The organism is Cryptocyanus atlanticus LEGE 06306, assembly GCF_056633155.1.
This window is the reverse complement of record NZ_JBSJOZ010000007.1, coordinates 32,809-44,908: the sequence shown is the minus strand read 5'-3', so window position 1 is coordinate 44,908 and position 12,100 is coordinate 32,809. Positions and strand designations below refer to the sequence as shown.

General features: G+C 70.8%; 11 protein-coding genes. 5 read left to right on the top strand and 6 right to left on the bottom strand.

The features are described 5' to 3' along the window. Positions 1 to 6: 6 nt before the first annotated feature. Both ACWJI7_RS09100 and purH read right to left on the bottom strand, forming a co-directional pair. Entirely contained in the window at positions 7 to 465 is a 459-nt protein-coding gene (locus ACWJI7_RS09100; protein WP_479937305.1) for a DUF4079 domain-containing protein, read from the bottom strand. Positions 466 to 524: 59 nt separating this feature from the next. Beyond that, complete coding sequence (gene purH / locus ACWJI7_RS09095; protein ID WP_479937303.1) at positions 525 to 2,069, bottom strand: bifunctional phosphoribosylaminoimidazolecarboxamide formyltransferase/IMP cyclohydrolase; 1,545 nt, start codon at positions 2,067 to 2,069, stop codon at positions 525 to 527. 65 nt (positions 2,070 to 2,134) lie between these two features. On the opposite strand from purH, the gene ACWJI7_RS09090 reads away from it, so the two are divergent. Continuing rightward, positions 2,135 to 2,746 carry an alpha/beta hydrolase gene (locus ACWJI7_RS09090; RefSeq protein ID WP_479937301.1) on the top strand — a complete coding sequence of 204 codons (612 nt, stop codon included), beginning with the start codon at positions 2,135 to 2,137 and terminating at the stop codon, positions 2,744 to 2,746. Between the two features lie 65 nt (positions 2,747 to 2,811). On the opposite strand, the gene ACWJI7_RS09085 is transcribed toward ACWJI7_RS09090, so the two are convergent. Beyond that, positions 2,812 to 3,183 carry a DUF3155 domain-containing protein gene (locus ACWJI7_RS09085; RefSeq protein ID WP_479937299.1) on the bottom strand — a complete coding sequence of 124 codons (372 nt, stop codon included), beginning with the start codon at positions 3,181 to 3,183 and terminating at the stop codon, positions 2,812 to 2,814. A 417-nt stretch (positions 3,184 to 3,600) separates the two neighbouring features. On the opposite strand from ACWJI7_RS09085, the gene ACWJI7_RS09080 reads away from it, so the two are divergent. After that, the gene (locus tag ACWJI7_RS09080; RefSeq protein WP_479937297.1) at positions 3,601 to 4,731 is read left to right on the top strand and encodes a sensor histidine kinase; all 1,131 of its coding nucleotides are present in this window, start codon (positions 3,601 to 3,603) and stop codon (positions 4,729 to 4,731) included. On the opposite strand, the gene ACWJI7_RS09075 is transcribed toward ACWJI7_RS09080, so the two are convergent. Next, entirely contained in the window at positions 4,728 to 5,501 is a 774-nt protein-coding gene (locus ACWJI7_RS09075) for an adenosylcobinamide-GDP ribazoletransferase (RefSeq protein ID WP_479937295.1), read from the bottom strand. The genes ACWJI7_RS09080 and ACWJI7_RS09075 overlap by 4 nt on opposite strands. Positions 5,502 to 5,575: 74 nt before the next feature. Here ACWJI7_RS09075 and tgt point away from each other — a divergent pair, with 74 nt between their 5' ends. Both tgt and ACWJI7_RS09065 read left to right on the top strand, forming a co-directional pair. Continuing rightward, entirely contained in the window at positions 5,576 to 6,721 is a 1,146-nt protein-coding gene (tgt, locus tag ACWJI7_RS09070; RefSeq protein ID WP_479937450.1) for a tRNA guanosine(34) transglycosylase Tgt, read from the top strand. A 51-nt stretch (positions 6,722 to 6,772) separates the two neighbouring features. Continuing rightward, on the top strand, positions 6,773 to 6,907 hold the full coding sequence (locus ACWJI7_RS09065; protein ID WP_479937448.1) for a photosystem II reaction center protein K: 135 nt from the start codon (positions 6,773 to 6,775) through the stop codon (positions 6,905 to 6,907). A 4-nt stretch (positions 6,908 to 6,911) separates the two neighbouring features. Here the strand turns inward: ACWJI7_RS09065 and ACWJI7_RS09060 are convergent, their stop codons facing one another. Continuing rightward, positions 6,912 to 7,670: a WecB/TagA/CpsF family glycosyltransferase gene (locus ACWJI7_RS09060; RefSeq protein ID WP_479937293.1), complete on the bottom strand. Its 759-nt coding sequence runs from the start codon at positions 7,668 to 7,670 to the stop codon at positions 6,912 to 6,914. A gap of 171 nt (positions 7,671 to 7,841) precedes the next feature. Here ACWJI7_RS09060 and ACWJI7_RS09055 point away from each other — a divergent pair, with 171 nt between their 5' ends. Beyond that, on the top strand, positions 7,842 to 11,096 hold the full coding sequence (locus ACWJI7_RS09055; RefSeq protein WP_479937446.1) for a glycoside hydrolase family 15 protein: 3,255 nt from the start codon (positions 7,842 to 7,844) through the stop codon (positions 11,094 to 11,096). Here ACWJI7_RS09055 and ACWJI7_RS09050 read toward each other — a convergent pair. Beyond that, complete coding sequence (locus ACWJI7_RS09050; RefSeq protein ID WP_479937291.1) at positions 11,057 to 12,064, bottom strand: Gfo/Idh/MocA family oxidoreductase; 1,008 nt, start codon at positions 12,062 to 12,064, stop codon at positions 11,057 to 11,059. The two genes, ACWJI7_RS09055 and ACWJI7_RS09050, sit on opposite strands and share 40 nt — an antisense overlap. Positions 12,065 to 12,100: the final 36 nt, after the last annotated feature.

Here is a 12,100-nt window from a genome sequence, read left to right as displayed (position 1 = left end):
CAGACCTCAGCGCTCGGTCCAGATCTTGTTGACGATCTGCATCCCCGTGACCGCCTGCCAGAGGAACAGGCTCATCAGGCCCATGTTCAGCCCGACGTGAACCTTGCGGGCGATCAGGTTGCCCTGTTGCATCAACGGCGAGAGGGAGGCGGCCACCGCGATCAGGGTCACCATTGTCAGACCCACCAGCAGGTGGGGGCTGACGAACAGCTTGCCGTTGTTGAGATAGGTGACCGCCATGCCACCGAAGCTGCCGACCACCATGAGCGCCAGCACCAGGCTGCCGATCCGGTAGTGCCGCTGGCCGTATTTCCCCTTGATCAGCTCCTTGCGGGTCTCCGGCTCGGCCGTGCGGGTCTTCTTGGCCTTGATGCCCAGAAACAGGGCATAGCCGGAGAGGGCCAGCAACGCCCACATGAACAGGGGATGGAGAAAGTTGAGGTTGAAGGCGAGGGCGTCCGGCATCGGAGCGGGGGGGCAGGCGATGGCAGCGAAGCTACATCTGCCCGTTGCCCCTGCGCCGCTCAGTGCAGGAAGTGGCGCCGGCCGGTGCTGACCATCGCCAGCCCCAGCTCGTCGCAGGCCTGGATCGACTCGCCATCGCGCACACTCCCCCCCGGCTGGATCACGGCGGTGATGCCGTGGGCGGCCGCCAGGCGCACGGTGTCGTCGAAGGGAAAGAACCCATCGCTGGCCAGCACCGCCCCCCGTGCCCGTTCACCGGCGGCCTCCAGGGCCAGACGGGCCGAGCCCACCCGGTTCATCTGGCCGGCACCGATGCCCAGGCTGGCGCCGGCCGCGGCCACGGCAATCGCATTGGAGCGCACATGGCGCACCAGGCGCCAGGCGAAACGCAGATCCTCGAGCTCCGGGGCCGATGGCTCCCGCCGGCTCACGACCCTCCAATCGTCCTCGGCGACAGGCTGGTCGTCGAGGTCCTGAAGCAGCACGCCGCCCAGCAGGCTGCGCAGCTGCAGGCGGGGCGCGCGCTCGATCGCGGCCGGATCCAGCTCGAGCAGCCGCAGGTTGGGTTTGGCCCCCAGCGCCGCACGGGCCGAATCGGAGTAGCCCGGCGCCACGACGCACTCGAGGAACAGCCCGCTGAGCAGGGCAGCCGCCGATGCGTCCACCGGCATGTTGAGCGCCACGATGCCTCCGAAGGCCGACACCCGATCGGCGTCCAGCGCCCGCCCCAGGGCCGCAGCGCCATCGGCCCCGATCGCCACCCCGCAGGGGTTGGTGTGCTTCACCACCACGGCCGCCGGCTGGCCGCCATCGCCGTAGCCGAACTCCCGCACGGTGGCCAGGGCAGCCTCGAGGTCCAGCAGATTGTTGGTGCTCAGCTCCTTGCCCTGCAGTTGCCGCGCCTCGCCCCAGCCCCCGGCGGGAGCAGCGAACCAACGGGCGCTCTGGTGGGGGTTCTCGCCGTAGCGGAGACGCTGACGCAGGGGCAGGTCCAGGCGCAGGGGCGGCTCTTCGGCGACCTCCAGGCGAGCGGCGAGCCAGTCGCTGATCGCAGTGTCATAGGCCGCACAGTGGCGAAAGGCCTCCAGCGCCAGGTGCCGCCGCAGGGTGCCATCCACAGCATCGGTGGCCAGGGCCGCCAGGAAGCCCTCGTACTGGGAGGGACTGGTGAGCACCGCCACATGGGCGTGGTTCTTGGCCGCGGAGCGGACCATGGCCGGACCGCCGATGTCGATGGTTTCCACCGCCCTGTCCCAGGAGACGGCCGGGTCGGCCACGGTTTCGCGGAAGGGGTAGAGGTTGACGACCACCAGGTCGATCGGTGTGATGCCCTGGGCGGCCAGATCAGCCTGATCGGAGGCCTCCTCGCGGCGGGCCAGGATGCCGCCGTGGATGCGGGGATGGAGGGTCTTGACCCGGCCGCCGAGCATTTCGGGCGCTCCGGTGTGCTCCGACACCCGCGTCACGGTCACGCCGGCCTCGGCCAGGACAGTCGCCGTGCCGCCGCTGGAGAGGATCTGGAAGCCGTGGCGGCCCTGGAGCGCTTCGGCCAGGGCCACCACCCCCCGCTTGTCCGACACACTCAGGAGCGCGGTGGGGGCCATCAGGATCGCCAGGGCTTGATCGCCACAACCTACGCAGCACCTCACCCCTCGCCCAGCCCTCCGCCATGCCCGACGATCTGCTCCGCCTCGGACCCGACGACGCCAGCCAGCGGCTGGTGCTGCTTCACGGCTGGGGCGCCGACGCCGACGACCTGCTGGACCTGGGCCGGGAGCTGATCGAGCCAGGCACCGAACTGGTGGCGCTGCGCGCGCCCCACCCCCATCCCCAGGCCCCCGGCCGGCAGTGGTATGACCTGCAGCGGCAGGACTGGTCCAGCGAGCTGCCGGACGCGCGCCTCCAGCTGCGCCGGCGGCTCCAGGCCCTGGCCGGGAGCCTGCCGCTGGAGCGCACCGTGCTGCTGGGCTTCTCCCAGGGCGGGGCCATGGCCATCGACGGGGCCGCGGGACTGCCGCTGGCGGGACTGATCTCCTGCAGCGGCTATCCCCATCCCGACTGGGAGCCCACGGCACCCCTGCCGGCGCTGCTGCTCACCCACGGCCGCCAGGATCCGATCGTCCGCTTCGCCGCCAGTGAGGATCTGGAGCGGCGCTGGCGAGAAGCGGGAGGGGACGCCGAACTGCTGGCCTTCCCAGGCGGCCATGCGATCGATCCGGCCCTCTTCCCGGCGATGGGGGCGTTTCTGCAGCGCCAATGGACAACCCCCTCCGGACCCTGAGGCTCCGAAGGGGGTGTGATGGGCGGGCCCGAGCCCGAACCAGGAAGCCGAGCCCGGAGGCCGACTCAGACGAAGGCGTACTCGTATTCCTCCATTTCCTCCCAGTCGTCGGATCCGGTGGATTCGAGCCCGGCGAAGAGAATGTCTTCCCCGATGGAATCGACGATCAACCGCAGGGAGGGGAAGAGGAAATGATTCTCTTCAGCGTACTGGGCACTGAACAGGCCCTTCTCGCCCCAGAAGAAGCGGTCGGTGGTGTGCTCGTTGCGGCGGACGTTCAGCAGGGCAGGTGCCTCAAGGCCGGTCTCCGCGATGTAGCGGCGAGCGGCGGTGACCGGCTTGTGCTGGCCGGTTTCAAGGTTGTGGGTGGGCACGTGGGCGAGCACGCGCTGACCGGAAAGACGACGGCGACTGATCCGCTTGCGCTTCTTGGACATGGAACCACTCCCGAGGGGGAGATTGAGGAGGATGGGGGAATTGGGATGAACTGGCCCGCAGGGCAGGCCAGACCGGCACGGCACTCGTTGGGGAGCACCGGTCACGTCCAAACGTCGGTCAACCGGGGGAGGACGGTTCAGCGGAGGAAGCCTGGTGCCAGGCGCCCTCCGACAGCCACGCAGCCAGTGGGTCCGTGACCCGCGGAACGGGCCCCAGAACAGAAGAGGGGCACATCTGCCTCTGCTGTAGCCTCAGCTGCAGGGAAGTGCAGACAAGGCACCCACCAACCCGCATGGACGTCCGGACCCGGACTGCGGAGTATTGGTCGATACGTAAATTTTAAGGCTTTTTCCCAGATTTCGAACACGGCCTCCGGAATTCCTTTCGACGGCCCCTCCGGCCAGCCCTCAACGCAGGTGTCCCGCCGCTTCGAGGCCCTGCTGCGGCACCAGCTCGACCAGTTTGCCGACCGGCCCGACCTCAGCTCCCTGGTGGTCTACCTGGCCATGCCCCGCCCGGACGGCAAGCCCGGGCTGATCCCGGTGGGGCACTGGCCCCAGCAGGGCCGTTCCCTGCCGGCGGTGGACGAGGACAGCAGCCTGCAGCTGCCGAGCGAGCAACGGCGGTGGCTGCCGCTGCGCCACGAGCGCCTGTTGCTCGGCGCTCTGCGGGTGGAGACGCGGGAGCAGCCCTGGTCCCCGACCCTGCGGCAACGGCTGCAGGCGGTGGCCCTCTGCCTCACCGAGGCCCTCTGCCTGGACCTGGAACAGCAGCGGTTGGAGCGACGTCTGGAGCGCCAGCAACAGCAGCTGCGGATCCTGGTGCATCAGCTTCGCAACCCGCTCGCCGCCCTGAGAACCTTCGGCCAGCTGCTGCGGCGGCGGCTGGAGAGCGACCCCGCCAACCAGGCCCTGGTGGAGAGCCTGCTGGAGGAGGAACGGCAGCTCAACCGCTATGTGGAGGCCATCGACGGGCTCAGCGATCGCCCCCTGATCGGCCCGGGGCCGGCGGATGGCGCTCTGCTGCTGTTGCCCCCGTCGCTGGATCAGGGTCAGGGTCAGCCCCTGGCCGAGCGGCTCCAGCCCCTTCTGCAGCGGGCGGCGGCCACCGCCGCCCTGCAGGGACGCCCCTGGCAGGGGCCCGCCGCACCGCCCGACTGGCGCGGCGACAGTGCGGCCGTGGCTGAAATCCTGGCCAACCTGCTGGAGAATGCTTTTCGTTACAGCCCGGAAGGAGCCCCGGTGGGGCTCCACTGCCAGGAGGCGCCCCGCGGTCCCAGCCTGACGGTCTGGGATGGGGGGGCCCCGATCGCACTGGCCGAACGGGGCGCGATCTTCCGGAGCGGCGTGCGGGGCGGCGCCGCCCACGGCAAGGCGGGGACGGGGCTGGGGCTGGCCCTGGCCCGGGACCTGGCCCGCGCCATGGGGGGCGAACTGGACCTGCTGAGCCCGCCCCGGGCCGTCGACGGAGCCCTGCCGGATCGGGGCAATGCCTTCCGCCTGCGGCTGCCCCCCAGCCTGGAGCTGGGGCCCCGGTCCGGGCCCTAGGAGGCCAGGGCAGCCAGGGCCATCAGACCAAGGCTCAGGCTGTCGGTCCACTCCACACAGGCGCCGTAGCTGTCGCCGCTGTGGCCGCCGAAACGACGGCCGAGCCCGAGGGGAACCAGCAGGGCGGGCACGAGCCCCAGCCAGCCCTGCCACGACCAGTCCAGGGCCCCGGCCGCCAGAGTCAGGAGCGGCAGCAGCAGCAGCGTGGGGCGCAGCTCCCGGGCCAGCCCCAGCCAGTGCTGACGGTGGAATCCAGCGGAGCCCCCCGGGCGCAGATAGGGAAACCACTGCAGGGCCAGGAGCGGCGCGATGCGACCCCACACCGCCACCCACAGCAGGGCCGCGACCAGCTGGGGCCCCTGGGCCAGATCCGCCAGGGTGAGCAGCGCCGCGGCCCGCAGCAGCAGCACCAGCACCAGCGCCTGCACCCCGGCGGCACCGACGCGGCTGTCTGCCATCGCCTCCAGGGCCCGCTCCCCGGCCGCGAGTCCGTCGGCGGTGTCCATCACCCCGTCGGCATGGAGGCCGCCGCTGAGCCAGAGGCCGGCGGCCAGCACCAGGGCCACCTGGGCACCCGCCGGCAGGATCCAGGTGGTGGCCAGCCAGAGCAACCCCTGCAGAGCGCCCAGCACCAGGCCGATCCAGGGGGCGAAGCGGGCGATGCGCTCGAAGCGGGGGGGCGGCCAGGGCCAGGCGGGAAGCACCGAATAGAACACCCAGGCCCCGGCGAGATCCCGCAGCCAGGCCGGTCGGGGCGAGGGTGTGGTCATGGTCGGGATCGGGGCCGGAGTTCACCCCCTAGGTTCAAGCCGGATCCGCCCACGCCACCGTGACCCGCGCCACCGTGACCGGCAGCGCCGCCGAGGCGGTCCCGTTCCGCTTCGAGCGCACGGCCCACTGCCCGGACACCCGGGCCCGCTGCGGCTGCTTTCACACCCCCCATGGACCGGTGGAGACGCCCCGGTTCATGCCGGTGGGAACCCTGGGCACGGTGAAGGGGATCACTCCCGCCCAGCTGGTGGCCACCGGGGCCCGGATGGTGCTGGCCAACACCTACCACCTGCATCTGCAGCCGGGGGAGGAGGTGGTGGCCGAGGCGGGAGGCCTGCATCGCTTCATGGGCTGGAGCGGACCCCTGCTGACGGATTCTGGCGGGTTCCAGGTGTTCAGCCTCGCGGACCTCAACACGATCAATGACGACGGAGTGGTGTTCCGCTCCCCCCGGGACGGCAGTCGGATCAGCCTGACGCCGGAGCGTTCGATGGAGATCCAGATGGCGCTCGGGGCCGATGTGGTCATGGCCTTCGACCAGTGTCCCCCCTTTCCGGCCAGCGAGAACGATGTGGCGGAGGCGAGTCGGCGCACCCAGGCCTGGCTGGAGCGCTGCCGCCGTGTGCACAACCGCCCGGATCAGGCCCTGTTCGGCATCGTGCAGGGGGGAGTCCATCCCCGGCTGCGGGAGGAGTCGGCCCGGGCGGTGGCGGCGATGGACCTGCCCGGCATCGCCATCGGCGGCGTCAGCGTCGGGGAACCGATGGAGGCCATGCATCGCATCGTGCGGCAGGTGACACCCCTTCTGCCGGAGGATCGGCCCCGCTATCTGATGGGGGTGGGCAGCCTGCGGGAGATGGCCCTGGCGGTGGCCCAGGGCATCGATCTGTTCGACTGCGTGCTGCCCACCCGGCTGGGCCGCCATGGCACGGCGTTGGTGGGGGGTGAACGCTGGAATCTGCGCAACGCCCGGTTCCGGCACGATCACAGCCCCCTCGATCCCCGCTGTCCCTGTCCGGCCTGCCTGCACCACAGCCGCGCCTACCTCCACCATCTCGTCTGCAGCGAGGAACTGCTGGGCCGCATCCTGCTCAGCCTGCACAACCTCACCCACCTGATCCGCTTCACCACGGCGATGACCACGGCCATCCGAACGGGCTGTTTTTCAGAGGATTTCACTCCCTGGAAGGCCGCTTCCCCGGCCTTCCACACGTGGTAACGTCCAGCCCTAACCAGCTGTCACCGCCCAGGGATGGTTCTCTCCACGCTGATCGCCGCCACGTCCCTGGCCCAGCTGCCCGAGGCTTACCAGGCCTTCGGTCCCCTGGTCGACATCCTGCCGATCATCCCGCTCTTCTTCCTGCTCCTGGCCTTCGTCTGGCAGGCCTCCGTGGGCTTCCGCTGAGCCCCTACCGGCGGCGCTCGCCCCGCCGCAGCACCTCCCAGGCAAAGGCCGGCAGCACCAGCATGCGCCGCCAGCGAGCCGGCTCCTGAATCAGCCGGTACAACCATTCAATCTGCAGCAGGCCCATCCAGGCGGGGGCCCGTCGCTTCATGCCGGCCCACACGTCGAAGCTGCCTCCCACCCCCATCCAGAGGCCGGGTTGGCCGCGGTGCAGGCGCCCGATCCACAGTTCCTGGCGGGGCACCCCCAGGGCGGCCAGCACCAGATCGGGCCTGGCCGCCAGCAGCTCCCCCTCGAGGCGGCTCCAACCGTCTCCACTGAGATAGCCGTGGCTGGCGATCACCAGGGTCAGGTCCGGCAGCCGCCGGGCCAGCCGGGCCACGAGGGTGTCCATCACCTCCGGGCTCGCCCCCACCAGGGCCACGCGCCAGGCCCGGGTCGCGGCATGGACCAGGAGACGATCGGCCAGTTCGATGCCCGGGCTGCGCTGCACGTGACAGCCCTGGAGGCCCAGCGCCCAGACCGCCCCCGCCCCGTCGGGGATCACCAGCTCAGCGGCGGCGATGGCGGCGCCGAGCTGGGGGTCGGCCCGGGCCGCCATCGTCATCTCGGCGTTGAGGGTCACGATCTGGCCGCCGCCGCGACCGTGCAACTCCAGCGCCGCCCCGAACACGTCGGCGCAGACATCGATGGGCACTCCGAGAATGGTGGTGCGCGCTGCCGGGGAGCCCGATGGGAGGCCTGGAGCTGATTCCGTCACCATCACTGCCTTGGGCCAGGTCGGCCGCGGGGGAGAATCAAGCGAGAGTACCGACGTTCCTGCCGCCGGAAGGCGCCCAGCGACGCACCTGCAACCACAGCGAATGGGGATCTGCGCGGGATGACCGACGTCTTGAGCACCGCTCGGCTCGGCGAGACACCCCCGCCCGAAGCCATGGCCCCCCGGCAACTGGCCCCGGAGGAGGCCCGGGAGCTGCTGCTGCGGCTGGATCGGTCGATCGAGCGGGTGGTGCTGGCCCGGCAGCATCCGATCAGCGGGCTGCTGCCGGCCAGCACCGCCCACACCGTCCACGGCAACTACGGCGACGCCTGGGTGCGCGACGGGGTGTATTCCATCCAGTGCGTCTGGGGACTGGCCCTGGCCCACCGCCGGCTGGACGGGCCCTCGACGCGGGTGTACGAGCTGGAGCAGCGGGTGCGGCAGCTGATGCGTGGCCTGCTCACCGCCATGCTTCGCCAGGCCCGGAAGGTGGAGCGGTTCAAACACAGCCTCGACCGGCATGACGCCATCCACGCCAAGTTCGACACCGCCAGCGGGGATCCGGTGGTGGCCGACGATGGCTGGGGCCACCTGCAGCTGGACGCCACCGCCCTCTACCTGCTCCAGCTGGCCCAGCTGACCCGGGCCGGCCTGGTGGTGGTGCAGAGTCGCGCCGAGGCCGACTTTCTCCAGAACCTCGTCTATTACGTGGCCCGCGCCTACCGGGTGGCCGACTACGGCATCTGGGAGCGGGGCGACAAGGGAAACCACGGCGAACCGGAGCGCAACGCCAGCTCGATCGGCCTGGTCAAGGCGGCCCTCGAGGCCCTCGACGGGCTGGATCTCTACGGTCCCCACGGGGACGGGAGCTGCCGCCTGCAGATCCCCCAGGACGCCATCGTCCGCCTGCGGCGGGCGCTGCAGGCCCTCCTGCCCCGGGAGTCGGCCAGCAAGGAGGTGGACAGCGCCTGCCTGGCGGTGATCGGCTATCCCGCCTGGGCGGTGGAGGACCACCAGCTGGTGGAGCGCACGCGGGCCAAGATCCGCCGCGACCTGGGCGGCGCCTACGGCTACAAGCGCTTCCGCCGCGACGGCCACCAGACCCTGGTGGAAGACCACACCCGGCTCCACTACGAGCGGGAGGAACTGGCCCAGTTCGAGGCGATCGAATGCGAGTGGCCCCTGTTCTTCGCCTACGAACTGGTCACCGCCTGCTGCGAAGGCCGCTGGAGCGAAGCCTGGGGCTGGAGACGGCGGCTGGAGGCGGTGAGCGTGGAGGTGGAGGGGGTGCCGCTGTTGCCGGAGCTCTACCTGGTTCCCGAGGAGGCGATCGGGGCGGAGCGGCGCCAGGGCGGCAGCCAGGCCCGGGTTCCCAACGCGAATGTGCCCCTGCTCTGGACCCAGAGCCTCACCTGGCTGGGCGACCTGCTGCTCCATGGCCTGCTGACACCGGAGGACATCGACCCGAGCGGGCGGCGCCAGCCGGCGCCCCTCGGCGCCGAACGGGTGCTGGTGGCCCTGGCGCCCGCCACCGCCGCCATGGCGACGGCCCTGGAGGCGGCCGGGCTGCCCGTGAGCCGGGGGAGCGGGCGGGTGCGGATCGCCAGCTCGATGGAGCTGGCCCAGCGGATGGGCCAGGTGGGGGCCAACGGGCGGCTCGGCCTCAGCGGCCTGCCGCCGGTACGGATGGAGACGATGGCCACCGCCCGCCTCTACCGCTGCCCCACTCCGGAGGGAACCGAGCTGGTCGCCTACCTGCCGACGGTGCTGGAGGAGGGCACCTTCTACCTGGCCGATGACCCGGACCAGCTGGCCGACACGGTGGTCAGCGAGCTGCGGGTGCTGCAGCGCCAGTGGCGCGGCCAGGGGCTGCCCCTGCTGGTGATCCCCCTGGCCGACGGGCCCTTCCAGCGGGATCCGGCCGCCCTGATCAGGCTCGGCGAGGCCCTGCGGAGCTCCGAACTCGCCGGGGTACCGGTGTGGCTCGACAGTCTCGACGTCCTCTGCGAGCAGGCCTGCCAGGTGGAGCTGCCCGCCCTGAAGGTCGGCGTGTCCGCACCGGGCACCGTCGCGGCGCCCCGGGTCCTGCTGAACAGCACCAGGCAGCAGCCGCTCACCATCCAGCAGGAGCAGGAACTGGAGGACATCCCGATCCCCGATCTGGCCCAGCGGCTCTGGCGCAGCACCTCCCTGCCGGAGCAGGCGGAAGTGCTCGAGCAGCTGGACCGGCGGCTGGGGCCCAGCGCGATTCTGCAGGGACCCTCCAGCACCGGGCCGGTGAAGCTGCGGGCCCTGGTGGAGGAGATCTACCGCCGGGGCCTCGCCGAGGCCGACTGGAACGTGGTGCGCCGCTGCGCGGGGGTGATGCAGCTGGTCCATCCCCAGCTGGAGGATGCCCTCACCGATCTGCTGGTGCGCCAGAAGCAGGTGGTGGTGGGCCGCAACTACACCCGCGAGTCGGTGATCAGCCAGCCCCAGGGCAGCGCCATGATCGGCGTGATGATCCGCCGCTTCAGCGGCGAGGATGGCCGGGAGGGGATGCTCCAGCAGGAACTGCTGCTGGCCCTCGATGGCCTGGCCCGGCTGGAACCCTCCCTGCTCAGCGGCAGTCTCACCATTCAGCTCGGACAGTTGCTGCTGCTGCTCACCGGCGAGCTGGCGACCGAGCGGGATCTCGCCCCCGACGACGCCTTCGAGGCCCTCTGCGATCTGCCGCCCCACGCCATCAGGCGCCGCCTGCGGGCCGTGCTGGTGGATGGGGAACACGCGCGTCAGGCCCTGCGCCGCAAGGAACAGCTCCACATCAGCGGCCGGGTGCGCTGGGAAGTACCCGACCCGCTCGACGATCTGCCCCGCGGCAGCGGCTGCGGCTGGCTGCAGCAGCGACAGCGCCTGGGGGCCCTCCAGCGTGTGCCCCGCGATTTCTATGCCGGCATCTGGGATCTGCTGCACCACTGCCGCGGCCTGGTGATCGGCGACAAGCTGGAGCGCCGCAACCGGCTTGAAAGCGCCCCCCTGCTCTCGGAGAAGACCGGCGGGGAGCGCAACTTCGCCGCCCTGGTGGACCATCTGCTCAGCAAGATCGAGGCGCCCGAGTACCGACAGCTCTGCACTGAGAGCCTGCTGTCGCTGGTGGCCTTCGTGGGCGCCAACCCCCAGGTCCGCCTCGACGATTACCTGGCCCTCGATGTGGTCATCGGGCATGCGGTGCGGCTGGGCTGGCAGCAGTCGCACCCGGAGCAGCCGCCGGAAACCTACCCCCAGCACAAGGCCATCGCCTGGGAGCTGTTCTACGCCTCCTCCCCGGCCCGGTGCCGCCGCTGGCAGATGCTGGCCCTGCGGGACCTCACCGAAGGGGACCCGGCCCCCGATCGGGGCGGGGTGGGCGCTCAGATGGGGGCGTCGAGCGCCATGCAGAGCGAGGGCTGATCCACCGCCAGCTCGATCAGGTTGGCCAGCACCAGGGCCCTTGAGGCCTGCTGACCGTCGACGGCGGGGGTTTCCCGACCGCGCAGGCAGAGCAGGAAGTGCTCAAGCTCGGCGTAGAGCGGTTCAATCGAGGTGGTGCTCACCTCCTCGATGAAGCCATCGTTGCGGTACAGGAGTTCGCCGTGGTCGGCCGAGACCCATTCATGGGCCCGGCGATGGATGTGGATCCGCCGGTTGAGGAAATCCGTTTCCACCAGGCTGGCCCTGCAGTGGGCACTGAGGCTGCGGATCTTGCGGTGGGCCATCTTGCTGGCCGTGAGGCTGGCCACCACACCGTTGCCGAATCCGAGCGTGGCATTGACGTAATCAATCGGCCCCTCGCCGCTGCGGCCGCCGGCGGCCGCCAGGCGCACCACGGGAGCACCGGCGAGCTCCAGCACCAGGTCGATGTCGTGGATCATCAGGTCAAGCACCACCGACACGTCATTGGCCCGATCGGCGTGGGGGCTGTGGCGGCGGGCCTCCAGCACCACCACCTCCTCGTTGGCCACCACCTTGAGCAGCTCCCGGAAGGCGGGATTGAACCGTTCGATGTGGCCCACCTGCAGCTGCCGTCCAGCCGCTTCGGCCGCCTGGATCAGTTCGCTGGCCTCCTCCTGGCTGGCGGCGATCGGTTTTTCGATCAGCACGTCCACGCCAGCCTGCAGGCAGGCCATACCGACCCGGTGGTGGAGCAGGGTTGGCACGGCGATGCAGACCGCCTCGACGCGGGGCAGCAGGTCCTGAAAGTCGTCAAACCAGCGGCAGCCGAACTGTTCCACCGCCATCCGACCCCGGCGCTGGTCGGGATCGGCCACGCCCACCAGTTCGGCGTCCCGAAGAAGGCTCAGGACCCTGGCGTGATGCCAGCCCATGTTGCCGATGCCGATGACCCCCACCTTGACCGGGGTGATGGGATCGGTGGTCATCGCGTCACCAGCACACGCGTCAACGTGAACATCCGC

What these genes read in the sequence shown, in the direction of transcription:
- ACWJI7_RS09100 (WP_479937305.1), bottom strand. Translation starts at nt 465, where the DNA reads ATGCCGGACGCCCTCGCCTTCAACCTCAACTTTCTCCATCCCCTGTTC.
- purH (WP_479937303.1), bottom strand. Translation starts at nt 2,069, where the DNA reads ATGGCCCCCACCGCGCTCCTGAGTGTGTCGGACAAGCGGGGGGTGGTG.
- ACWJI7_RS09090 (WP_479937301.1), top strand. Translation starts at nt 2,135, where the DNA reads ATGCCCGACGATCTGCTCCGCCTCGGACCCGACGACGCCAGCCAGCGG.
- ACWJI7_RS09085 (WP_479937299.1), bottom strand. Translation starts at nt 3,183, where the DNA reads ATGTCCAAGAAGCGCAAGCGGATCAGTCGCCGTCGTCTTTCCGGTCAG.
- ACWJI7_RS09075 (WP_479937295.1), bottom strand. Translation starts at nt 5,501, where the DNA reads ATGACCACACCCTCGCCCCGACCGGCCTGGCTGCGGGATCTCGCCGGG.
- ACWJI7_RS09060 (WP_479937293.1), bottom strand. Translation starts at nt 7,670, where the DNA reads ATGGTGACGGAATCAGCTCCAGGCCTCCCATCGGGCTCCCCGGCAGCG.
- ACWJI7_RS09055 (WP_479937446.1), top strand. Translation starts at nt 7,842, where the DNA reads ATGGCCCCCCGGCAACTGGCCCCGGAGGAGGCCCGGGAGCTGCTGCTG.
- ACWJI7_RS09050 (WP_479937291.1), bottom strand. Translation starts at nt 12,064, where the DNA reads ATGACCACCGATCCCATCACCCCGGTCAAGGTGGGGGTCATCGGCATC.